This window comes from uncultured Methanobrevibacter sp., assembly GCF_900316895.1.
Taxonomy (GTDB): domain Archaea; phylum Methanobacteriota; class Methanobacteria; order Methanobacteriales; family Methanobacteriaceae; genus Methanocatella.
Genome location: NZ_ONER01000004.1, coordinates 12,502 through 36,102, shown reverse-complemented (window position 1 = coordinate 36,102; position 23,601 = coordinate 12,502). Strand labels below are relative to the sequence as shown.

At 37.4% G+C, this 23,601-nt stretch carries 27 protein-coding genes and 1 tRNA gene; 24 read left to right on the top strand and 4 right to left on the bottom strand.

The window, feature by feature from the left end; genetic code table 11:
- Positions 1-147 precede the first annotated feature (147 nt).
- The 3 genes from QZN27_RS01320 to QZN27_RS01310 are packed head-to-tail and all read left to right on the top strand — an operon-like array spanning position 148 to position 4,862.
- Positions 148-2,736 carry a DEAD/DEAH box helicase gene (locus QZN27_RS01320; RefSeq protein WP_296782709.1) on the top strand — a complete coding sequence of 863 codons (2,589 nt, stop codon included), beginning with the start codon at positions 148-150 and terminating at the stop codon, positions 2,734-2,736.
- A 6-nt stretch (positions 2,737-2,742) separates the two neighbouring features.
- Positions 2,743-4,362 (top strand): helicase HerA-like domain-containing protein, encoded by a 1,620-nt coding sequence (locus tag QZN27_RS01315; RefSeq protein WP_296782707.1) that lies wholly within the window; start codon positions 2,743-2,745, stop codon positions 4,360-4,362.
- An 8-nt stretch (positions 4,363-4,370) separates the two neighbouring features.
- Positions 4,371-4,862 carry a hypothetical protein gene (locus tag QZN27_RS01310; RefSeq protein WP_296782706.1) on the top strand — a complete coding sequence of 164 codons (492 nt, stop codon included), beginning with the start codon at positions 4,371-4,373 and terminating at the stop codon, positions 4,860-4,862.
- Here QZN27_RS01310 and QZN27_RS01305 read toward each other — a convergent pair.
- Positions 4,852-5,271 carry a DUF123 domain-containing protein gene (locus QZN27_RS01305; RefSeq protein WP_296782704.1) on the bottom strand — a complete coding sequence of 140 codons (420 nt, stop codon included), beginning with the start codon at positions 5,269-5,271 and terminating at the stop codon, positions 4,852-4,854. The two genes, QZN27_RS01310 and QZN27_RS01305, sit on opposite strands and share 11 nt — an antisense overlap.
- 151 nt (positions 5,272-5,422) lie before the next feature.
- Between QZN27_RS01305 and QZN27_RS01300 the strand changes: the two genes are divergently transcribed.
- From QZN27_RS01300 to QZN27_RS01285, 4 genes are all read left to right on the top strand, one after another.
- On the top strand, positions 5,423-5,836 hold the full coding sequence (locus QZN27_RS01300; protein WP_296782702.1) for a DUF371 domain-containing protein: 414 nt from the start codon (positions 5,423-5,425) through the stop codon (positions 5,834-5,836).
- A gap of 59 nt (positions 5,837-5,895) precedes the next feature.
- Positions 5,896-5,982: transfer RNA gene (locus tag QZN27_RS01295), tRNA-Leu, on the top strand.
- A gap of 112 nt (positions 5,983-6,094) precedes the next feature.
- Complete coding sequence (gene galU, locus QZN27_RS01290; RefSeq protein ID WP_296782701.1) at positions 6,095-6,946, top strand: UTP--glucose-1-phosphate uridylyltransferase GalU; 852 nt, start codon at positions 6,095-6,097, stop codon at positions 6,944-6,946.
- Positions 6,947-7,113: 167 nt separating this feature from the next.
- On the top strand, positions 7,114-8,337 hold the full coding sequence (locus tag QZN27_RS01285) for an aldo/keto reductase (RefSeq protein ID WP_296782699.1): 1,224 nt from the start codon (positions 7,114-7,116) through the stop codon (positions 8,335-8,337).
- Here QZN27_RS01285 and QZN27_RS01280 read toward each other — a convergent pair.
- Entirely contained in the window at positions 8,334-8,516 is a 183-nt protein-coding gene (locus QZN27_RS01280; RefSeq protein ID WP_296782697.1) for a hypothetical protein, read from the bottom strand. The two genes, QZN27_RS01285 and QZN27_RS01280, sit on opposite strands and share 4 nt — an antisense overlap.
- Before the next feature lie 169 nt (positions 8,517-8,685).
- Here QZN27_RS01280 and QZN27_RS01275 point away from each other — a divergent pair, with 169 nt between their 5' ends.
- From QZN27_RS01275 to QZN27_RS01240, 8 genes are all read left to right on the top strand, one after another.
- Positions 8,686-8,892 (top strand): TIGR04165 family Cys-rich peptide, encoded by a 207-nt coding sequence (locus QZN27_RS01275; protein ID WP_296782695.1) that lies wholly within the window; start codon positions 8,686-8,688, stop codon positions 8,890-8,892.
- 4 nt (positions 8,893-8,896) lie between these two features.
- Complete coding sequence (locus tag QZN27_RS01270; protein ID WP_296782693.1) at positions 8,897-10,024, top strand: TIGR04083 family peptide-modifying radical SAM enzyme; 1,128 nt, start codon at positions 8,897-8,899, stop codon at positions 10,022-10,024.
- An 8-nt stretch (positions 10,025-10,032) separates the two neighbouring features.
- The gene (locus QZN27_RS01265) at positions 10,033-10,308 is read left to right on the top strand and encodes a hypothetical protein (RefSeq protein WP_296782691.1); all 276 of its coding nucleotides are present in this window, start codon (positions 10,033-10,035) and stop codon (positions 10,306-10,308) included.
- Between the two features lie 360 nt (positions 10,309-10,668).
- Positions 10,669-12,717, top strand: coding sequence for a cation-translocating P-type ATPase (locus QZN27_RS01260; protein ID WP_296782689.1), 2,049 nt, complete (start codon positions 10,669-10,671; stop codon positions 12,715-12,717).
- A gap of 75 nt (positions 12,718-12,792) precedes the next feature.
- Complete coding sequence (locus QZN27_RS01255; RefSeq protein ID WP_296782687.1) at positions 12,793-13,782, top strand: ATP phosphoribosyltransferase; 990 nt, start codon at positions 12,793-12,795, stop codon at positions 13,780-13,782.
- A gap of 114 nt (positions 13,783-13,896) precedes the next feature.
- A complete protein-coding gene (locus QZN27_RS01250; RefSeq protein WP_296782685.1) occupies positions 13,897-14,799 on the top strand; it encodes a CBS domain-containing protein in 903 nt (300 codons plus the stop codon).
- An 8-nt stretch (positions 14,800-14,807) separates the two neighbouring features.
- Entirely contained in the window at positions 14,808-15,731 is a 924-nt protein-coding gene (locus QZN27_RS01245) for a deoxyhypusine synthase (RefSeq protein ID WP_296782683.1), read from the top strand.
- The gene (locus QZN27_RS01240; protein ID WP_296782681.1) at positions 15,732-16,259 is read left to right on the top strand and encodes a hypothetical protein; all 528 of its coding nucleotides are present in this window, start codon (positions 15,732-15,734) and stop codon (positions 16,257-16,259) included.
- Between the two features lie 42 nt (positions 16,260-16,301).
- Here the strand turns inward: QZN27_RS01240 and QZN27_RS01235 are convergent, their stop codons facing one another.
- Together QZN27_RS01235 and pyrF are read right to left on the bottom strand one after the other, a co-directional pair.
- Positions 16,302-16,544, bottom strand: coding sequence for a DUF5654 family protein (locus QZN27_RS01235; RefSeq protein WP_296782679.1), 243 nt, complete (start codon positions 16,542-16,544; stop codon positions 16,302-16,304).
- Positions 16,545-16,632: 88 nt separating this feature from the next.
- Positions 16,633-17,280, bottom strand: coding sequence for an orotidine-5'-phosphate decarboxylase (gene pyrF / locus QZN27_RS01230; RefSeq protein ID WP_296782677.1), 648 nt, complete (start codon positions 17,278-17,280; stop codon positions 16,633-16,635).
- A 200-nt stretch (positions 17,281-17,480) separates the two neighbouring features.
- On the opposite strand from pyrF, the gene cbiM reads away from it, so the two are divergent.
- The 9 genes from cbiM (at position 17,481) to QZN27_RS01185 (ending at position 23,537) form a co-directional block, all read left to right on the top strand.
- Positions 17,481-18,146, top strand: coding sequence for a cobalt ECF transporter S component CbiM (gene cbiM / locus QZN27_RS01225; RefSeq protein WP_296782675.1), 666 nt, complete (start codon positions 17,481-17,483; stop codon positions 18,144-18,146).
- Positions 18,147-18,156: 10 nt separating this feature from the next.
- On the top strand, positions 18,157-18,444 hold the full coding sequence (locus QZN27_RS01220) for an energy-coupling factor ABC transporter substrate-binding protein (RefSeq protein ID WP_296782674.1): 288 nt from the start codon (positions 18,157-18,159) through the stop codon (positions 18,442-18,444).
- A gap of 40 nt (positions 18,445-18,484) precedes the next feature.
- A complete protein-coding gene (cbiQ, locus tag QZN27_RS01215) occupies positions 18,485-19,180 on the top strand; it encodes a cobalt ECF transporter T component CbiQ (RefSeq protein ID WP_296782673.1) in 696 nt (231 codons plus the stop codon).
- A 1-nt stretch (position 19,181) separates the two neighbouring features.
- On the top strand, positions 19,182-20,015 hold the full coding sequence (locus tag QZN27_RS01210) for an ATP-binding cassette domain-containing protein (protein ID WP_296782671.1): 834 nt from the start codon (positions 19,182-19,184) through the stop codon (positions 20,013-20,015).
- 136 nt (positions 20,016-20,151) lie between these two features.
- Positions 20,152-20,610, top strand: coding sequence for a riboflavin synthase (ribC, locus tag QZN27_RS01205; protein ID WP_296782670.1), 459 nt, complete (start codon positions 20,152-20,154; stop codon positions 20,608-20,610).
- A gap of 11 nt (positions 20,611-20,621) precedes the next feature.
- On the top strand, positions 20,622-21,326 hold the full coding sequence (locus tag QZN27_RS01200) for a glycosyltransferase family 2 protein (protein ID WP_296782668.1): 705 nt from the start codon (positions 20,622-20,624) through the stop codon (positions 21,324-21,326).
- A gap of 9 nt (positions 21,327-21,335) precedes the next feature.
- Positions 21,336-21,686 carry a DUF2304 domain-containing protein gene (locus QZN27_RS01195; protein ID WP_296782666.1) on the top strand — a complete coding sequence of 117 codons (351 nt, stop codon included), beginning with the start codon at positions 21,336-21,338 and terminating at the stop codon, positions 21,684-21,686.
- Complete coding sequence (locus QZN27_RS01190) at positions 21,686-22,357, top strand: (Fe-S)-binding protein (RefSeq protein ID WP_296782664.1); 672 nt, start codon at positions 21,686-21,688, stop codon at positions 22,355-22,357. Before QZN27_RS01195 ends, QZN27_RS01190 begins: the two co-directional genes overlap by 1 nt.
- A complete protein-coding gene (locus QZN27_RS01185; protein WP_296782661.1) occupies positions 22,344-23,537 on the top strand; it encodes an LUD domain-containing protein in 1,194 nt (397 codons plus the stop codon). The genes QZN27_RS01190 and QZN27_RS01185 overlap by 14 nt, the downstream gene beginning before the upstream one ends.
- Positions 23,538-23,601: the final 64 nt, after the last annotated feature.

Genomic DNA, 23,601 nt, shown 5'->3' with positions numbered 1-23,601 from the left:
GATTTCATGCCTAATAGTCAAGGAAAATCCACATATTATTATGAATGGAAATGCTTTGACGAAAAAATAGGCATGGCCTAAGAATCTCCGGCTTCTACAGCCGGAGATGTTCAAGATTTATTAACAATTAAGGATATAATATTAACAATGCTAGTTTTAAAGAAAGTAAAAAAACAGTGGAGATTATATCCAATAGGTTCTCCAAAAGGAGCACTAAACAATAAACGGGGACCTGAATTTGTAGGAAATATTAAGTTCAGCAATGATGGCGACTCATTATCCATTTCCAGATTTGTAGCCGATTACAACTTCAAGGACAACTCCACTTTGAATGAAAAGCTTGTGCCTCCTGGAGAGGTAACTAAATTACTGCGTTCACAGGCGGTCTTTCTTGCCACACCTGATGAAAAGGTGGAAAAATTCCTAAAATCATTGAACATCAAGGTCAGAAAGACACAGGTATGTGATTACTGTGCATATGATGGAAACATAACCATCGTCAATTCCGCCTATTCTTATAAATATCATAACCAGCTCATCTGCAAGGATTGTGCCCATGATACGATAAAGCAGGAGCTGAAGCTTCAGGGATTTGACAAAAAGATTTTCAGAAACCTTAAAAAGACTTTGGAAAAGACAGGTAGTCTTGAAAAGACCTTGTCAGTTCTCGACCCTCACTTTGATCCATTAAAAAACAGGAAACTGACATTATTTGACAAGACCAGAAAGTCAAAGCACATCATACCCCCAGTTGACATGAAAAGACTCAAGATACCTAGGGAATTCAAGGAAGTGCTTTTGGACTCCGGAAACACCAAACTGTTGCCGGTTCAGTATCTGGCCATCAAGGAAGGACTGTTGAAAGGAGAAGACCTGCTGGTTGTCAGTGCAACAGGTTCAGGTAAGACATTGGTGGGTGAGCTTGCAGGTATCACCCAAGCCCTTAAAGGCAAGAAATTCGTTTTCCTCACTCCTTTGGTCGCACTTGCAAACCAGAAGTATCGTGACTTCAAAAAGAAATACTCAAAATTGGGTTTGAAGGTTGCCATCAAGGTTGGAAGAAACCGTGTAAAGGCAAAAGGAGAATTAAATCTGCCTGATTCAGATGTCTCAAAGGCAGACATTGTGGTTGCAACCTATGAGGGAATCGATTACCTGTTAAGAAACGGCAACTCCAGCAGCCTATCAAACTTGGGTGTAGTTTTAATCGATGAGATTCATATGATTGATGATGAGGACCGTGGAACACGCCTCAACGGTCTGATTAAAAGGCTAAAGCATCTCTATCCCAAAACTCAAATCATCGGACTGTCTGCAACAGTCAAAAACCCTGATTTTTTAGCCGACGAGTTCAACATGAAGCTGGTCGAGTACTCTGAAAGACCGGTTCCTCTGGAAAGGCATCTGGTTTATGTGAGAAACGAAGCCCAAAAGAGACATATCATGCAGAGGCTTGTCAAAAGGGAATTCAACACCAAATCCAAAAAGGGATACAGAGGACAAACTATCATATTTACAAATTCAAGGCGAAAAACCCATCAGATTGCCAACTTTTTAAACAACAAGCATATCAATGCCCATGCATATCATGCAGGACTGTCATATTACAAGAAAGAAAAGATTGAAAAGGACTTTGACAAGGGAAAGATTTCCTGTGTAGTTACAACAGCTGCCCTTGCGGCGGGTGTGGACTTTCCGGCTTCACAGGTTATATTCGATTCATTGGTGATGGGAAACAAATGGATTAATCCAAATGAGTTTGCCCAGATGCTTGGACGTGCCGGAAGACCTTCATATCATGACAGAGGTATTGTATATCTTCTGCCTGAAGTCGGCAACGACTTTGCAGGGGAATCCGAAGAGGCAATGGCGCTTGACCTTCTGGAAAGCAACAGTGATGATGTATACATCGAATATGATGAGGAATCATCCTATGAACAAATTTTAGCGGACATCTCTTCAACTTCAATACAATCAACCAATGAACTGAACAAATTCTACAAAAATATTGACGTTCCGATAAGCATCAAGATTGCCGTTGATGAAATGGAGGATTTGGGCTTGATAAACCGTTCGGCCAATAGGTTGGAAGTAACCCGGTATGGAAGGGCGACTTCAGTTTCATTCTTATCAATTAACGAAGCGGAATTCATTAAGAATACATTAAATGACAGAAATTATCTGATTCATTATGTCGGACACTCCCCGATGTACAAGAAAAAGGAGAAGTATGACAAGCTTAAGGTTCTGATACTGGCAATGGCAATGGATTTGGAGATGTTCGAAAATGCGTATCTCTCAAGTGTCATACACAATCAGATTGCAAACGCATTGAAAATCAAATTCTCAACAAGGCTCTTTGCGGAATCCACTCTGGATATAATCTCCTCAGGAGAGGCCCTTGGCAAGCTTGACAAGAAATTCCAGGATGCCATGATTGCCCTTCAGACAGATTTCATGCAGTGCAGGTGTCAGGACAGGCTATTCTGCAGCTGTATGCAGAGAGGAATTTCGGAAGTTATCGTCCATGAAAGGCTAAAGGGCAAGGATCCTCAGGACATTTCAAACAAGCTGTTCAGAAAGTATCAGATACAGGTCTATCCTGGAGACATTTTCTCCTGGCTGGACAATTTCGTCAAGAATTTGGATGCAATCAAAAGAATTGCCAAAGCTTATAATAAGAATAATATAGTTAAAAAAACAAACTTTTTAATCAAGAAAATAGAAAATGGGTGAAAATGCATGTATGCAGAAGAAAAAATATTAATCGGATGCAATGAAAATACTGACGTGTTTTTATTGCCGAAGCTTGCCAACCGTCATGGTTTGATAGCTGGAGCAACTGGTACCGGTAAGACTGTTACCTTAAAGGTCATGGCCGAATCCTTTTCAGATTTGGGCGTTCCTGTATTCTTGGCGGATATGAAGGGAGACATTTCAGGACTTGCAAAGGTAGGTTCAGACACAGATTTCATAACCAACAACAGGCAAAAATACGGCCTTGATGAAAAGGGATTCAATTTCAAGCAATATCCCGTTGAGTTCTGGGATTTGTTCGGTCAGAAAGGACTTCCTGTAAGGGTGACATTATCCGAAATGGGTCCAGTATTGCTTGCTAAAATACTAAACCTGTCTGAAGCGCAGTCAGGCGTATTGAACATTGTGTTTAGGGTTGCAGATGAACATTCACTTCCAATCATTGATTTGAAGGACTTGAAATCAATGATTAATTATGTTGTTGAAAACAAGGCGCAATTTGAAGGTGAATACGGTGCAATTGCTGAAAAATCAGCCAATACAATCCTGAGAAGTCTTATTGCACTGGAAGACCAGGGAGGAAATGATTTCTTCGGCGAACCTGCATTGGAACTTGGCGACTTTATGCAACTTGATGACAACGGTAATGGTGTCATCAACATTCTGGATGCTCAAAAATTGTCTTTATCCCCTGAAATCTATTCAACATTCCTGCTTTGGATGCTGTCCACATTATTTGAAACATTGCCTGAAGTGGGCGATATGGACAAGCCTAAATTCGTATTCTTCTTTGATGAGGCACATCTTCTTTTTGATGACATGACCCCTGAATTCGGCAAGAAAATCGAACAGATTGTAAGATTGATTCGTTCCAAAGGTGTAGGCCTGTACTTTATCTCACAATCTCCTGCAGACATTCCTGATGATATCCTTGCTCAGTTGGGTAATAGGGTCCAGCATGCACTTCATGCATACACTCCAAAAGACCAGAAAGCTGTTAAGGTGGCTGCCGAAACATTCAGGGCAAATCCTGAATTCGACACTGCCGAGGTTATTTCCAATCTGGGAATCGGTCAGGCATTGGTGTCAACCCTTGATGAAAAGGGTGTTCCAACAGTTGTTGAACAGGTGGACATTGTACCTCCTCAAAGCCACATAGGTGCCATTGATGATGATATGAGGGCTCAACTGATTGATATTTCACCATTGAAAGGCAAATATGCTCAGGCAATTGATAGGGAATCTGCTTATGAGAAACTCCTAACCAAAATCGCTGAAGATCCGAATATTGAAAGTGAAGTTGCTCCTGAAGTACTTGAAGAGGTCAAAGCCCAACCTCAGGAACCTGTTGAAGAGGTTACGGTTGAGGCACCTCCTGAACCTGTTGAAGATGAACCAGAACCAGCTCCACAGCCTGGAGCGGTAGATGTTTTGGGAGGAATCCTTGGAACCGTTCTGGGTGGCCAGACTCAGTCAAGCGGAAAAAGGGCTAAGAAGTCATCCACTCAGAGGATGGTTGAAAAGGCAGCTACACAGGCTGCAAACACTGCCGCCCGTGAGGTTACAAAAGGAATCATGAGAGGATTATTCGGACAAATGAAATAGGTGGTTTGATGGCACACCCACACAAGGATGCAGTAGCAAAGATGCCCGCTTCAGCATTAATAGGAATAATTGAAGAGTCCAAAATGACTTATGTTCGTGAAAATTTGTCAATTTTCCTGCATGAAAGTCAGATAAAACTCTTGAAGCAGGTTAAAAAGCATGAAAAACCCCATCACAAAAGGATTAGGGCAAAACAGTTTGAAAAAGCCAAAAAAGATGACCTGTTCAATCTCCATCTGGGATTGTATCTGAAGAAATATCAAAAGCTTGAAAAGTTGGGTTTAATTGAAATCGATCTTGAACCTGAAAACGGCTTGGAATATGACTGTAGGTTAACATCTCATGGAATTGAAACTTTAGATGAAATTGCCTCACTTGAAAGTGAATGGGAAGGTGTTGTCGGCATTGATGGTGAGGATAGGGAAGTTTTAAAGAAGTTGGCCCTTGATTCGTTTGAGATATCATATAGGCACAAGAAAAAGAAAGGTTTCATTTTTTAAAAAATTTGCATTCCATAGCTATTGAATCATATGCCTCTTTAACACATTCAATAGCTTCATTTCTATTTTTGAAATAATATAAATGACTATTGCAGTCACAATCCGAACATCCGAAGTTTTCTATTCCATTTGCATTTTCTGAAATGTATTTGGACAGTTCGCATTCCACCTTTTTTGTTGACTCGTTGTAGATTACATCACTGACTTCAGCTTTCTTAAGCAGGTAATCAATGTGCCAATGGAGCTTTTTTTCGCTTTTCAAATGTCTTTTGATTCTTGATTCAAGGTAGTTCATCGCTGAGCCAACATAAACGTAATGTCCCTTTTGAAATTGAATCTTTCCAAGCTTTCCTATTTTGATTTCTGATGAATTGTCCAAATCAATTATCAAACAGTAACATCCTTTCATTCTAATTTTCCATTTATTTTCTATCAGTCAATAATCTTGAAAATTCGTTTTCAGATTTTAATCTAATTTTCAATGTTATTAAAATTATTGGACTTCTCTTCGATTAAAAGCCATCAAAAATTATATTAGTTTTTGAGTCTAAACTATATTCATGATTTTCAAGCTTAAAACCAGAGGCCATAAAAATGTAACCTCACTTCACAAATCCACTTTTGAAGTTACCAAGGACGTTGAGATTGGCCCGACAGCAGATTGCATTGTGGGAACATCTGCAGATAAGTCAATGTTAAACTTCCCGCAGGAGTTCAAGGATAAAATTGCCAATTCAAATACTAAAATTAAGGTTATTCTCGACACGGAAAACGGCCATGATGAAATAACCGGTTTTGGCCATGAGGATTTATCATTGACCCATCCAACAGACATCGTTTGCAGAACAAGTGATTTCACCTGCTCCAGAACACTGATGATTCATGCAGATAAGGCAGCAAGGGATCTTGACAGTAACTTGATTGAAGATTTAAAAAATGAAAAAGTCATGGAAGTCACTATAAAATTATGCTAAAAATAGTTAACTATATATAACTTGAAAAAGATATTCTTTAATAACTACTTTTGTTTTATGCGGGGGTGGTCGAGCGGTCAAAGGCGCTAGGTTGAGGGCCTAGTGGGTCAGTCCCTTCGCGGGTTCAAGTCCCGTCCCCCGCACCATTTATATAAAATTGCTTTTTTTAATTGGATTTAAACAACCATTTTTTCATTAATCTATTTATAATATTTTAACTAAAATTATAATTAATATAAACTTATATGGTGATAAATTATGAAGGCTGTAATTCCAGCAGCAGGTTTTGGAACAAGATTTTTGCCTGCTACAAAAGCGCAACCAAAGGAAATGTTGCCTGTTTATGACAAACCTACTATCCAGTATGTTATTGAAGAGGCTGTAGCTTCCGGCATTGATGACATTTTGATTGTAACCGGTAGAAATAAAAGGTCTATTGAGGATCACTTTGACAAATCCTTTGAACTTGAGCAGACCCTGCAAAGCGCAGGTAAGGATGACAGGTTGAAGCAAGTTCGTGCGATAACTGACTTGGCGGATATCTGTTATGTAAGGCAAAAGGAACAGAAAGGTCTCGGTGATGCGATCTACTGTGCCAAAAAGCATATCGGAGGAGAACCATTTGCAGTGCTTTTAGGCGACTCAATCACTAAAGGCCCCACCCCATGCACAAAACAGCTGATTGATGTTTATGAAAAGTATGATGCCTCAGCAATTTCTCTTGAAAAGGTTCCCAAAGAAAAGGTAGAACGTTATGGTATTATTAAGGGAACTGAAGTTGAAAAGGATGTTTACAATATTGAAAAGCTCGTTGAAAAGCCATTGGCTCATCAGGCACCATCAAATCTCGCCATTATGGGCCGTTATGTATTGACACCTGATATTTTCGATAAGATTGACGAAACAGAACCTGGTGTTGGCGGTGAAATTCAGCTGACCGATGCGCTGTCAAAATTGGATGCCATTTATGGTGTGACATTCGAAGGAAAAACATATGATATAGGTAACAGATTTGAATGGCTCAAAACTTCAATAGAGTTTGCAATGGATGATCCGGAATCAAAAGACGAGTTAATAAGATATATGAAGGAAATGATTAGAGAGGCATAAGACGGAATCGATTTGAAGAATATGATTCGCCTTCAGGAAAAACCGAACTTCAGATTGATTTCATTATCATCACCATCAAAAAATTTAACCCGCAAGATAAAGTAATATTTTTTTTAATAACTTTCTTTAACTCCTTAACAAATTCATCACAATGACGAAGAGATAATATGCAATACAGAAAAATTCAAAAAACCGGCGATGAAATTTCCCCGATAGGCTTTGGGGCAATGAGACTGCCATTAAAGAACGGTAAAATAGACAGGGAAAAGGCATCAAAGCTGATATATCATGCAATTGATAATGGAGTTAATTTTATTGACACCGCTTACCTTTATGGGGACAGCGAATCATTTTTGGGAGAAATCCTTCAGGGCGAGTATAAGGATAAGGTTAAAATCTGCACCAAATTGCCCACAATCAATGTCCGGAAATATGAGGATATGGAAAACATTTTGGAAGAGCAGCTGAATCGCCTTCAAAGGGATTCAATTGATTATTATCTGATGCATGCCGTTGATTTGAAGTCAATGAACCGATTGCTTAAAAGGGACCTTTTAAAATTCATAAGCAAGGCAAAAAGCGAAGGCAAAATCAAGCATGTCGGATTTTCATATCACGGTCCCAAGGAAGAGTTTCCACTGTTGATTGATGGTTATGACTGGGATGTTGTGATGGTCCAGTACAATTACTTTGATGAGAATGTTCAGGCCAGTGTGGAAGGAATTGAATATGCTACCTCAAAAGGAATGGGAATTTTTGTAATGGAACCTCTGAAAGGAGGCATTCTTGCAGGAAAGATGCCACAGGAAGCTGAAGAAATATTTAAAAAGGCAAATCCTGATAAGAGCACTGCTGAATGGGCATTCGAATGGGTATTGAATAACCGCAATGTAACATGTGTATTGTCTGGAATGAATTCTCTTGAACAGTTGAATGAGAATTTGGCAGTTGCTGAGCGGATAACTCCTCTGTCAATGTCATTTGAGGAAATGGAAACAGTTGAGCTTGTCAAGAGGGTTATGAGAAATTCACTGAAGATCAACTGTTCAACATGCGGCTATTGTATGCCATGCCCTCAGGGAGTCAATATTCCAGAATGCATGAAAATCTACAATGAGAAATACCTCTTTGGTCATAAGGGCATGTTCAACCAGTCATTTATGGATTATTACCAGTATGTCGGGGGAATTATGGGAAGTTCCGGCAATGCAGGCAAATGCAATGGCTGTGGAAAGTGCTTAAGGAAATGCCCTCAAAAACTGGATATTATAGAAGAGTTGAAAAAGGTTAAAAAGGAATTTGAGATTCCGGGCTATAAGTATGCGCTTGTTTTTGTTCAAAAAGTGGGATTTCCGATTTACAGGTTCATGGTCAAACTGCTTAACCGTTAGGTATATCTCAAGCGTAGGTATAACATTATCAGTATTCTGTCCTCAATATCCAGCCACTCTTGCGATAGTTTAAAATTAATTGTCTCGCTCCATAGGTTTTGTCTTACCAATTCAGCGGTTTCTGTATACTGTTTATCATCTCTTTGCTTTTTAAGATATTCATAGTAGTCGTATGGCATGATAATCACTTCAAACATTAATTAAATATAGTGTATATGTTCAAATAGTATTTAAAGCTTTGTTGATGCCACTTTGTAAAATTGCAGTCATTGAAACATCTTATTTAAACTTTTCTATAATCTATACAATTATATACTTCAAGAATAGAAATATAATCAAGGTGAAAAAATGAAACTGGAAGAACTTGTAGCTCCATGTCCAAAGTGCGGTTCAAAGGATAAGATTGCACACAGAAAAATGCTGGATAACCATCATGCTCATGCAGAAATGGAAACCGTAAAATGCGAAGAGTGCGGTTACATATTTTTTGTAAATGAGGATATGGAAGAAGATGAGAAAAAGAAACTTTTAAACGAATTAAATAAGATTTACTGATAAAATGACATTTCATGTAATGATTATCCCTACGCTCAACTGTCCGTCAAACTGTAAATACTGCTGGGGTTCAGAAAACAAAAAGGAAATGATGGATACTGAAATTATAGACCAGATTATTGACTGGCTGGGCGATTTTAGGGATGATAAAGTTCATTTTACCTTCCATGGCGGAGAACCGCTTTTGGCTGGTTATGACTTTTATGAATATGCTCTGGAAAATCTGTCAAAACTGGAAAACTTTGAAGGTTTTTCACTTCAGAGCAATATCTGGCTTCTGTCTGAAGAACTGATTGACCTGTTTGTCAAATATAATGTTGTTGTAAGTACAAGCATTGACGGGCCAAAGGAGATTAATGACTATCAAAGGGGAGACGGCTATTTTGACAAGACCATGTCAAAATATGAACTGGCTAAAAGTAAAGGATTGATAATCAACTTTGTTTTAACAGTTACCGATTATTCCAAGGATTTCTCCGATGAATTATATGAATTCTTCAAGGGAGAAAAAATGAACCTCAAAATCCATGCTGCTTTACCGTCTTTAAGAGGGGACAATGCAGACCCTTGGGCGCTTGACCAGGAAGAGCACGGCAAACTCCTGGTTGACTGGCTGGACAAGTACCTTTATGATTTGGACAAGTTTACAGTGATGGATTTGGACCATATCTGTAAATCTTCACTTAGAAGAAGAGGTACCCTTTGCACTTTTGCGGATTGCATTGGTACAACTTTGGCGGTAGGCTCTGACGGTTCAATATATCCTTGCTACAGATTTGTTGGAATGCCTGAATATGTTTTGGGCAACGTGTCTGCAAATCCAAGCTTTGACGATTTGAAGCAATCAGATGCATGGGCCAAGCTGATGGAATTCAGGGATTATGTGGATGAAAACTGTAAGAAATGCAGATATGTGAAATACTGTGAAGGGGGATGTCCTTACAATGCAATAGTTGCATATCAGACACCTCAGGCGGTTGATCCGCAGTGCACTGCATACAAAATGATTTTTGGCGAGGTTTCAAAAAGGATGAATAAGGAATTTGCCAAATCCGCTTTTGGAATGGGTGCTCCCGCTCCAAGAAAAGATGGCGAGCCTTTCAGCATAATGGACCTTGCGATGAAACCGTAGTGATGATTATGAAGGATGATGCATTAGAAAAATTGGCTGATTTGGAACATGTCCAATGGTGTGAATGGGCTGATGCGTTATCCAATGAATTGTCTTCATTGCTTGAAATCATTGAAAGACATGAGGATGATTTGAGTGATGAGGATCAATTACTTGTTTTAAAGGTTAAGGATAAGTTGGCTAAATGGGATATGCTAATGGTTCCATATTCTGATTTGTCTGAAGAGGAAAAGGAAAAGGACAGGGTTTATGCCCGAAAGATATTGGATACAATCAAGGATTGACTTTTTTTAGATATTATTGAAAATGTAATGTCATTTCAGCTTTTTTAGTTAAAATAATCTCATTATGAACGATTTGAAATTTTGGGTAATACTTTTCACTAATTTTTTAAGTAATACTGAGTATTTAAATGAACTCAAAAAAAGTAATACTTTTATATACTTTGTAATCTAAAATAATTAATAGTAATACTGAGTATTTAAATGAACTCAAAAAAAGTAATACTTTTTGGCTGTTGGTACTTACTGAATATAATTTTTTTTAATGTGTGTCAAAATTTTTTGGCAACACCTTTAAAAAATTTTGAGTAATACTGGGTATTTAAATAAATTCAAAAAAAGTAATACTTAGAGGTGTTTAGTGTGATAGATGAAATAACTGATTTCCTATTCGGTCTAAAGATGACCGTCATTTCAGGAATATTCTTATTGATTGCAGTTATTTTTATGATTTTTGGAATTGACACTCCGATTTACTTAAACCCTGCATGGGGAACAGTAATAATAAGTGGTATTCCAATGTTGCTTTTGGCAATGACAAGATTGATCCGTGAAAAATGGATTTCATCAGCGCTGTTGATTGCAATAGCAATGGTTGCCTCTCTTTTAATTGGGGAGATATTTGCAGCAGGTGAAGTTGCATGGATTATGGCATTAGGTGCTCTTTTAGAGGACTGGACTGTTGAAAGGGCTAAAAAAGGTTTAAGAAATCTAATTAATTTAACTCCACAGACCGGAAGAAGAATAGTCAATGGAGTCGAGGAAGTTGTGCCTGTAGATGAAATCAAAATTGGCGATACATTAAGGATACTTCCTGGTGAAAGCGTGCCTGTTGACGGTGAAGTAATCAACGGTACATCATCACTTGACCAGTCTATCATGACTGGAGAATCACTTCCTATTGATAAGGGAGTTGGTGATGAGGTATTCTGCGGAACCATGAACATGTACGGTGCAATTGATATTAAGGCAACCAGCCTCGGAGAGAATTCGTCACTTCAAAAACTGATTGATCTTGTAAAGGCCGCTGATGAAAAGCAGGCTCCAACTCAAAGGATTGCCGATAAATGGGCAACATGGCTTGTTCCTGTTGCATTGATAATAGCTATCGTAGCATGGCTGGTGACAGGCAATATCGAAAGAGGAGTCACTGTTCTGGTGGTATTCTGTCCATGTGCATTGATTCTCGCAACTCCAACAGCAATCATGGCTGCTATAGGCCAGGCAACAAAGTATGGTGTATTGATCAAGTCTGGTGAAGCGCTTGAAACTTTAGGAGCTTTAAATACTTTGGTATTCGACAAGACTGGTACTTTAACTTACGGTAATTTAGAAGTTTCTGATATTATCCCATTAAATGATGATTTGTCCGAGTTGGATTTGCTTAAGCTCACATCTTCATGTGAGAAATTAAGTGAACATCCATTGGCTAAAGCTATCGTAAATAATGCAAATGAGGCTGAAATCGACATTGAAGAGCCTAAAGACTTTAAGATGTATCCTGGTAAAGGTGTTACATGCGTTAATTCTTATGGTAAAATATATGCAGGAAACTCCAAATTTCTATCTGAAAATGATATTGATGTAAATGTCGACGCTCAATTAGATAAATTAAAGCATGAAGGTAAAGCTTCAATAATCGTTGCATTAGATGGCAAAGTTGCCGGATTAATCGGATTGTCCGATGTGATACGTGAGGATTCCAAAAGCATGATTGAAAGTCTGCACGATTTGGGAACCGAAACCATATTGCTTACGGGGGATAATACAGAAACTGCTAATTACTTTGCCTCCAAAGTTGGAATAGGCAAAGTTTATGGTAATTTGCTTCCACAGGAAAAGCTTGATTGGATTGAAAAGCTTAAAGGTGAAGGCAAGAAGGTATGTATGATAGGTGATGGAGTTAACGATGCTCCTGCACTCAAAACCGCTGATGTAAGCGTTGCAATGGGATCCGTTGGAAGTGATGTTGCAATCGAGGCGGCTGACATTGCACTTTTGGGTGATGACATCGGCAAAATCCCATATCTTAAAAAACTTTCAAATTCAACATTATTCACAATCAAGGCGAACATTGCAATTTCAATGACAATCAATGCAGTGGCAATTGTCTGTTCTGTTTTAGGTCTATTGAATCCTGTAACAGGAGCAATTGTTCACAATGCAGGATCATGCCTTGTCGTATTGAATGCAGCATTGCTGTATGACAGGCATTTCGATGATTCAATCAAAAAGATTGACTCTGAGAATTTGCAACACAATCATTATCATTTCCACAATGACGGTGAGCACACCCATTCACATGAGGGCATTGAAATATTGGATGAGATTGAAACCGAAAATGGAATAAAGCATATGCATGTCCACAAGCATGCCTTAAATCGTGAAAGTTGTGAAGCTTATCACAACTAATCTTCTTTTTTTTTAAAAAAATCCATCATAAATATTATATAATTTAAAGTTTAAAATTCTAATTTAGGTATTAATATGAACGATAAAATAATTTTAGGTCTTCCGAAAGGAAGTTTAAATAATGTTAAAAGAGGAAATACATATCAACTCTTTGTTGATGCAGGTTATGAAGTTAAAGGATATGAACCTGGTGATGAATCTTACGAAATTGAAATCTTAAATGATGAGGATATTGTTGCATTTCTTACCCGTCCTCAATCCACTCCCGTCGAATTGAATAGGGGAATGGTTGACATAGCCATTGTAGGTGAAGACTGGGTAAAGGAAGAGTCAGTCTTAAGGAAAACTGACACTGTTAAAATCGGTGATTTGGATTATGGAAAAACCCGTTTGATTGTTGCGGTTCCAAAGGATTCACCATACAACAGTTTATCCGATTTGTTCAGAGCAAATAAGGACAGAAAAACCCCAATATTATGTTTCACTGAATATCCAAACTTAACAAGAAAATTCATCATGGAAAATGAAGTTTATCAGGAACTATATGGTGATGCCGTGCCGTTTGTTCAGGTCAGGGGTTTGACTGACGGTGACAATGAGATGGTTCAGGTAATCAACTCTGACGGTGCTACTGAAGTTTATATTAAAAAAGGTGCTGATTTGATTGTGGATAACACTCAAACAGGCAGCAGTCTAAGAAAAGCAGGATTAAAGGAAATCGAAACAATTCTGCATTCCTCAGCAGGGCTTTATGCAGGGGTCAGCTGCACAGGCGAAAAATTGGACAAGGCTCAAATGATTTATGAGCAGCTGCTTGGAGCAATCACCGCCAAAAAATACTTCGATGTCAAATTCAACATTGCCAATTCCAAAATCGATGAGGTCTCAAATTATCTGATTGACAATAAACTCTGTGCCGATGAGCCTACAATAACTCCGGGTTCTGATTTCTCACAGATTAACGTATTGATTCCAAAAGCTAAATTCCCTGAAATGGTGGATGCAATTAAAGGATTTGATGCGACTTCCATAATTAGAAATGATTTAAAACAATTGATTGAGTAATCATTTCATTTTCTTTTTTTTTAACTCCGATTTTTCTTATCATGATTAATCATTAACATTTATAAGGTTAATTTAACATAAATTATAATATTATTTACTTGATGGGGATTAAACATGTTAACATCTGTTCAAAAAGAAATTTTGCAAACCTTAATTAACTTATACCAATCCTCTAATGGAAAGTCCATTAAGGGTGAGGATATTGCTGAGGTTATGAATAGGAATCCTGGAACAATTCGTAATCAGATGCAGGCTTTAAGAAGCTTAAGTTTGGTCAAAGGTGTGCCGGGTCCTAGAGGAGGATATAAGCCAACAATTGAAGCATATCATGCCCTGAACATTTCAGTTTCAGACAATGATTCCATGGTACCTATTTACAAAAACGGCAAAAGGATAGAGGATATTTCTGTTGCTAAGATAGAATTCACTAGTGTTCCCCAGCCTAGTGAATGTGAAGCTGCAATAAAAGTATTGGGAAGTATCAAAGATTTGAAACTTGGAGATGAAATCAGCATAGGTCCGACACCGGTAAACAATCTGGGAGTCATGGGGACAATCGTTGGCCGTGATGATATGGACAACATTCTTTTAGTGGATACGAAAACCATCAGAAGCATTCCAAAACAAACTGTAGGAGATATTGCAAGTCGTGACGTAATCTCATTCACTGTTGATTGCTCTGTAAAAGAGGCAGCTAAAAAATTAGTTAAAAAAGAAATTGATGGAGCTCCGGTCATTAAAGATGGAAAAGTCGTTGGAGTATTTACATTGACTGATTTAGTAAATGCAATTGCAGAGGATAAGGAAAATGAAACTGTTGGAGAGCTAATGTCAACAAATGTTGTCATTGTAAATGAAGACATGAAGATAGCCAATGCAATTGAGGTAATGCTTAAAAAATCAATTTCCAGATTGATCATTGCCGATAACAACCATTCCTTACTTGGAATTGTCACAAGAACAGATTTAATTGACAGCATAACAAACTTAAAGCAATTCCCAATCATTACAAATTAAGTGATTTAATGAAAGTTAACCCAATTAATGTAACAAAGGATATGAAAGTATCTGATTTAGTTAATGAATTTGACAAATCAGGCGTTTTAGGAGCAGGAAGAGTAGGAAGAGCCTGCAATATTTTAACAGATATGATTCAGGATAAGGACATGAAGGTGTTCATGAGCCTTGGAGGGCCCCTGATACCTGGAGGCATGAGGAATATCGTATCTCAGATGATTGAAAATCATCATGTGGATTTGATTGTATCAAGCGGAGCAAATATCACTCATGACCTGGTTGAGGCATTTGGGGGATCACATTATCGCCATGAGGGGCGTGATGATGAAGAGCTCAATGAAGACGGCATAGGCAGAATTGCCGATATAAATGTTGGTTCTGATGATTTTACCATATTCGAAACAGAAATAATTAAAATCTTTGAAAAGATTTCCAGCCAAAGAAATCATATCTCCATCCAGGAATTGTTATATGAAATTGGCCTTATGGTTGATGATGAAAACTCATTTGTAGCAGCTGCAGCAAAAAACAATGTTCCAATTTTTGCTCCGGGCCTAATCGATTCTATGATGGGTCTGCAGCTATGGATTTTTAACCAGGACCATGATTTTGTAGTTGATGCGGTAGCTGATATGCATTATCTCTCAGACATAGTCTTTGAAGCTGAGCGTGTTGGTGCAATTCTTTTAGGTGGAGGCCTTACAAAGCATTATACATTAGCATCCAATGTCATTAAGGGCGGCCTTGATGCGGCTATTCAAATTACGATGGACAGGCCGGAAGCAGGCAGTTTGGGCGGTGCACCTCTGGAGGAGGCAAAGTCCTGGGCTAAGGCAAGATGCGGATCCAGCCTTGCAAGCGTTGTTGGGGATGTTACTGTAATCTTTCCATTGATTTATGCGGCTTGTCTAGATAGGATTTCAAGTGATTAGATGAGTTATATTATTTTAGCTATTTTATTTTTATTGTCCGGATTTTTCATGAAATATTCCGACGATTTTTTTGATGAAAAGCATGATTTGATGTTTGCAAGCATTTTTGGAGTATTGTGCGGTTTGACTTCAGCAATTGCAACAGTAAATGATGTTGGAGCGGCTTATGTATTCATAGCGATTTTGATAGGCAATTTGATAGCCCTAAAAGTCGACGGCATTCATCATATCATTTCCTTGGCAGTCTTTGTTGTCGTATGTTTGATTTGCGGAATTCCTGATTTGAATTTAATTGTTTTGCTTGTTTGTATTGTAGCGGCATTATCTGATGAAATAGGTCATGAAACCATAAGTAAAGTCACCGAAAATACTTTTTTAAATCTATTTTTTGAATATAGATTTGTGATGAAAATAGTTATATTCATATTGGCATTTTCCGGTGCATTTGATGTTTTTGTATTCATCTGCTTCATAATGTTTGAAGTGGCCTATGAATTTGCAGGAATAGTTTTTGAAAAGTTGAGTTAAAAAAAGAAAGTTAAAAGGAATTAAAAATTCCTTTTTTTAAATTTATTCTGTGTCTACGCCCATTCTACCAGCGATTCTAGCAATGAGAACGGTAACGATTACAGCAACAATGGTTACGATAATAGCATAGGTAAATAAACTTGGAAGTGCGTCTCCAGTTCCGATAAAGTTTTCAATTAACCCTTGGATAGCGGTGTTCCATGCTTCACCTGCAACGAATGCGAATGCAGTTGTAATCAATGCTAGGATGGTTTCCATAATCATTTTTGTTACTTCGTTTGCCATGCTTTTTTCCTCCGTTTAAATTATAATTTGTTCAAAGATAACAAGAACAATAATATTTTTATTCTTCTTAATTTATAATTGTTTAGGTTTATTTTATTGATTCTATTAAATTTTTACATGCAAGGCTTGGATTTTCTGCTTCGTAAATACTTCTTCCAACTATTATTGCGTTTGAGTATTCCAATGTTTTTTTGCCGTCTCCGCCTTGCTTTCCGACGCCCGGTGAGATTATGTATGCATCACTGCCCACAATGTTTCTGATGTCTGACAAACGATCAAGTCTGGTAGCCGGTGCAACATAGTTTTTTATTCCCATTTTAACTCCCATTTCAGCTATTGCATCTGCATTTTTTTGCAGAAACATTTTTGCTCCGGGATGGGACATTTCGGTTAGCAGGAATAATTCCTTTTCATGCTTGTTTGCCATGTCAAGGCATGCCTGCACGCTGTCCTCGCCGACAAATCCGTGACATATGATTGCATCCGCACCTGCCTTGAAGGTTTCGTCACATATCTTTTCGTTTGTAGCATCGATATCTGCCACTTTAAAGTCGCATATCACTTTGAATCCAAATTTTCCTTTTAGTTTGTTGATTATTTCCAGACCTTCTGCAAGAGCTAGGGGATAGCCGATTTTTATGGTGTCGATGTATTCCTTTATTGAGTCACATATTTCAATTGCTTCCGCTTCACTCATCACGTCAAGTGCCAGTATCAGGTTGTTTTTTATGTTCATGGTATCATATTTTGTTTTTTTATTTTATAAATTTATTAGGTTTGCCTAAATTTTGTTTAGGGTATTACTAATAATATTTATATATAATAAAGTATATAATATCATTATCAATAAAACTTTATAAAATTTTAACTATATTTTAAATTTTTATTGAGAGATTAATCAAATCATATTGATTAGAAATTTGGAGGAAATAATTTATGCATATTATGGAAGGATATTTACCATTGAACTGGTGTATTATATGGTTTGTCATATCAATCATCGTTGTTGCATTTGGTTTATATCAGATTAAAAAAATTGTAGATGAAACACCTGAATCCAAAGCTTTACTCGCTGTAAGCGGTGCATTCATGTTCGTCTTATCTTCTTTGAAACTACCATCTGTTACTGGAAGTTGTTCTCACCCTTGTGGTAACGGATTAGGTGCAGCATTATTTGGTCCTGCTGTAACTGCTGTATTAGCTACTATTGTACTTATTTTCCAAGCACTTTTACTTGCTCACGGTGGATTAACCACTTTAGGCGCAAACATATTCTCTATGGGTATCGTTGGACCATTAGTAGCTTGGATTGTATACAAAGGTTTAACTAAAGCTGGTATTTCATCAACTATTGCAATTTTCTTTGCAGCATTTTTAGGTGACTTATTGACTTACGTAGCTACTTCATTCCAATTAGCTTTAGCATTCCCTGCTCCTAATTTTGGTGCAGCATTGACTGCTTTCTTAACAATCTTTGCAGTTACTCAAGTGCCATTAGCAATTGGTGAAGGTATCTTAACAGTTATTATCTGGGACAGATTAAAAGCTTACAAACCAAAATTATTAGATAAATTAGGTGCTTTAGCTCCTAATGAAGCATAGGGTGATTTAAATGAAAACATCAACATTAATAATTTTAGCAGTTGTTTGTATAATTATATTCGTTGCGCCATTAATAATGTTTAGTGGTCATGGTGAAGATGATGGGTACTTTGGTGGATCTGACGATGCAGCAAGTGAACAAATTGAAGCATCCCATTACGAACCTTGGTTTTCATCAATATGGGAACCGCCTAGTGGTGAAATAGAAAGTTTATTATTTGCTCTTCAAGCAGCTATCGGAGCAATCATTATTGGTTACTTCTTTGGTTACTGGAGAGGTCAAGGTAAAGAAGAATAATTAATCTTCTTTATTATTTTTTCTTTTTTTAAGTGATTTTATGAAATTTGATATGGATTATATTGCGCATCATAATGAATTAACCGAAACAAATCCTTATTTAAAATTGTTTTTAACAATTTTCTTATTGGTTTTAACATTAGCACTTGATAATCTATATTTTGACGTATTCATTTTCATAGTAATGTCCGTTGTAATATTGGCCATTGCTAAAATCAACTACAGATCCTATTTTAAATTCCTATCAATTCCAATGGCATTTCTTGTTATAACATGTATATTCTTAATGCTCTTCTTTGGAAAAGGAGAGGTTATTTATGAAACTGGAATATTCGGTATTGTAATTACTACAGATTCTTTGCATTATGCGGTTTATACATTTATGAGGGTATTTGGCTGTTTGCCATGTTTAGGTTTTTTAGCCCTTACAACACCTATTGCAAAGATTTTAAATTGTTTAAGGAATATGAAAGTTCCAAGAATCATGATTGAAATCGCTCTTTTAATGTATAATACAATTTTCATATTCTTAAATGAAATCGATACCATGCAAAAGGCACAAAATACAAGGTTGGGTTATCATTCATATTGGTCATCATTTAAGTCTTTAGGCGCTCTTATAAGTACAATATTCTTAAGATCTCTTGATAAAAGTGAAACACTGCAATTTGCACTGGATTCAAGAGGTTATACTGGTGAACTTCCAGTTTATGAACCAAGAAAAAAGGAGAATTAAAATGTTAGAGGTAAAAAATATTAAGTATTCTTATAATTCAGATTACCAGGCACTTAAAGGAGTTAGTTTAAAGGTTGAAAAAGGTGAAATGGTTGCTCTTTTAGGAAAAAACGGTGCTGGAAAATCAACATTATTCCTTCATTTGAATGGTATCTATCAGCCTGATGAGGGACAGGTATTTATTGATGGCGAGGAATTGAAATACGATAAGAAATCTTTGCTTAAGTTCAGGCAAAAAGTTGGAATCGTTTTCCAGAATCCTGATGACCAGATTTTTGCCCCTACAGTTGAGGAAGATGTTGCATTCGGACCTCTTAATTTGGGACTATCTATGGAAGAAGTTCAGGATAGGGTAGAAGAGGCTTTGTCTCGTGTAGGAATGAGTGGCTTTGAAAAGACTGCGCCACATCACTTGAGCGGAGGTCAAAAGAAAAGAGTTGCAATTGCAGGAATTCTTGCAATGAAGCCTGAAGTCATGGTTTTGGATGAGCCTACAGCAGGTCTCGACCCTCAGGGTGTTGTTGACCTATCAATATTGCTGAATGAGCTCAATGATGAGGGAATTACAATTGTAATATCAACACACGAAGTCGATCTGGTTCCAAACTATGCCAAAAGGGTTTTTGTTATGGTTGACGGTCTGCTGATTGCAGAAGGCACTCCTAAAGAAATCTTTGCAAAACCTGAAATTTTGGAGCAGGCTAATCTAAAGGTCCCTATTGTTACAGATTTATTCCAGCAACTTGAACGTGAAGGCTTTGACATGCATGGCGATTATCCGCTTACTATTGAAGAAGCCAAGGAAAAGTTTTTGGAATTGCTCGACAAAAACTAATTTTTTTTTTAAACAAGATTTTTTTCATAAAATCAAGCATCAAAGTATTACTTACAGTAATAAATCATAATACTTTTTTATTTTTAAATAAACTTTTATATAAATAAAAACATAGTTCTTTATAAGGTGAATTTGAATGAGAATTGGAATATGTGATACGACATTTGCTCGTTTTGATATGGCTTCAGCAGCTATCGATGAGCTTAAAAAGAACGCTTATGATTTAAAAATAATCCGTGAAACTGTTCCGGGCGTAAAGGACCTGCCTGTTACAGCCAAAATTCTCATTGAAGAAGAAGATTGTGATATAGTGATGGCACTTGGAATGCCCGGTCCTATGGAAAAGGATAAGATGTGTGCTCATGAGGCATCAACCGGCCTGATCAATGCACAGCTCATGACAAATACTCATATACTGGAAGTGTTTGTACATGAAGACGAAGAGGAAGATCCGGTTGAACTTGCAAAGCTTGCGGAAAACAGGGCAAGGGAACATGCACAGAATTTAATTAAGATGATGTATCACAGAAAAGCAATGAGAAAAGAAGCAGGAATGGGAATGCGTGAAGGAAAAGAGGATGCAGGACCATTATAAAAAGGTGTACGATGAGTTTTGAAATTTCTAAAGAGGATAAGCAGGCAACATATGTTATTCTTCCTGCTTATAATGAGGCTACAAGAATTCAGCCGGTAATTGAGGAAATTGCCCAAATGGGATACAATATGATTATTGTCAATGACGGCTCCTCAGACAATACTTTGGAAGTTATTAAGCAATCCAAAAGGAAATACCCTGACCAGATTCATATTTTTTCTCTCATAATCAACAGGGGAGTGGGTGTGGCGACACAGACAGGATTTGACGCTGTTTTCATGTTTAATCCGAAATATGTTGTCAGTATGGATTCGGATGGCCAGCACTCAGCCAAAGATTTGGATGATGTGATAACACCTTTGGTTAAAGGTGAGGCTCAGGCAGTAATTGGCGTAAGGCCGCTTAAGGACATGCCATTCACCAGAAACTTTGCAAATGCCGTCATGAACCTTTTGACAAGAATATTTTATAAGGTCAATGTGAGTGATTCACAGACTGGTTTCAGGGCAATAACCGCTGATGCATTGAAAAAAATAGATATCAATGCAAGAGGATACCTCATTTCATCAGAATTCATACGTGAAGTTAACGATAATAATATTCCATTTGCAGAAGTTCCAATTCAAACAATTTACACTCCGGAAACCCAGGCAAAAGGAACAAATGTTGTGGAAGCATTTAAGATATTGCTTCAAATGATAAAACATCAATTTTAAGGTGATAAAGTGTTATTATATTCTATACTATTTCCAATAATATCAATTTTGGCCATCTTATGGTTCTTTTACAGGTATCTCAAGCAAAAGCAATCCTTGGCTACTGTAATCCTGTGGACAGTATTATGGCTATTTGTAATCTTATTTTCAATCTTTCCATTAGCAAGTGAACGTTTCGCCAGATTATTTGGTATAACCCGTGGTTTGGACTTTATTATTATTGTAGTGTTTTTAGTATTGTTCTACATTATCTTCAGGTTATACAACAGGATAGACATATTGCAGGATGAAATAAATAAGATCGTAAAGGAAGTTGCAATAAACAATGAAATAACTCTTGATGATGAAGAGGATGAATAATGCTTTATTTTAGAGGCTGTACTGCAAGGGAAAAGCAGACTGACATTTCCAAAGCAACCGAAAAATTATTGTCTCTTGCAGGTGTGGATTATCATGTTTTGGAAGATGAAAAATGCTGCGGATCAGTTCTGCTCAGAACCGGCTTTGAAAAGGAAGCAAAAGAGCAGATTGAAAAGAACACTGAAATTCTTAAGGATGAAAAAATCATTACCTCCTGTGCAGGATGTTATAAAACCCTAAAGGAGGATTATGACGGTTTGGATGTCATTCACATTTCACAATTGCTTGATGAATTGATTAAAGAAGGCAAACTTAATTTTGAAAAATCCGATTTGAATGTCACTTATCATGATTCATGTCATTTGGGCCGCCAGATGAAGGTATTTGATGAGCCCAGAAATGCCATTGAAAGTGTGGCAAACATTGTTGAGATGGAAAACAGTCGTGAAGAGAGCCTATGCTGCGGTGCCGGAGGAGGCGTAAAATCTGCTTATCCTGAAATCGCAAATCAAATGGCAAAATCAAGATTGGCACAAGCAAAGGAGACAGATTGCGAGACATTGGTTGTTTCCTGTCCTTTCTGCAAGCTCAACCTTGAAAATGATGAAATTGAAGTGTTGGACTTAACCGAGTTTCTAATGAGGTATGGTGGTTTGGATGAAGAACAGTGAACTTGAAACAATGAGAAAATCTTTTGATACTGTTAAGAGAAGATCCTCATCAATCAAGGACCTGCCATCCATCAAGAGACTCACTTCAAGAGTTCGCGAAATTAAAAAATATTCTTTTGACAATAAGGATGAGCTATTAAATCAGGTTCTTGAATCATTTAAGCGCAATGATATTGAATATAAATTTGCCAAGACATCTCGGGATGCATTAAACATTATCGATGAGCTGATTGATGAGTATGATGCGAAGGTTATTGCCAAGGCAAAATCAAACACTTTGGGTGAAATTGGTTTAAAGGACCATCTGGACATTGATGTGGTGGAAACCGATTTGGGAGACCGCATATTGCAGCTTAAAAAAGAGGACAACAAGCCTGTTCATCCGACTGGCCCCGCTTCACATTTGAATGTTGATGAGATTACAAGCATTGTCAATGAATCTCTTGATGATGATGTTTCCGCAGAACCTACTGAAATCATGAAGGCTGTCAGAAGTGATGTGCTGAAACGCCTTGAAAGTGCAAGAGTAGGTATAAGTGGAGCCAATGCAATAGCTTCCGAAGAGGGGTCCATTGTAATGGTGCACAATGAGGGCAATATTTCAATAGTTTCACTTAAAGATTTGCATATAATTGTAGCTGGAATCGATAAAATAGTGCCGACATTGGAAGACGCAATCTCCGTTGTGAAACTGGAGACAGTATTTGCAACAGGCAGCTTTGTCACTTCATATATGAATGTAGTGTCAGGACCATCAAAAACCGCCGACATCGAAAAAAAGCTTATAAAAAACATGTACGGTGCCGAAAGGGTTGTGGTTATTCTTCTGGACAATGGAAGAAGCGATGCAATCGAGGAATGTCTTTACTGCATAGGCTGCGGAAACTGCATAGTTCACTGTCCGGTCTATAATGCGGTCGGAAACGAATTCGGATTCAACAACTACCTTGGTGGTAGGGGAGTTGCAATGTCAAAATTCATTGAGGATGATGAGACCTGTTTTGATTCAGGCCTTTACATGTGCACCCTATGCGGTTTGTGCACACTTAACTGTCCTTTAGCAATACCTACCAATGAGATTATTGAAAATATGAGAAAATTGTCAGCTGATGTTGGATTTTATCCAAAGGCACATGGTAAAATTAAAGACAACATTAGTAATAATAATTCTCCTTACTAATTTTAAAATTTCTATTAAAAAACAATAATATTATAAATAATAAGGAACTAATATTACTATATTA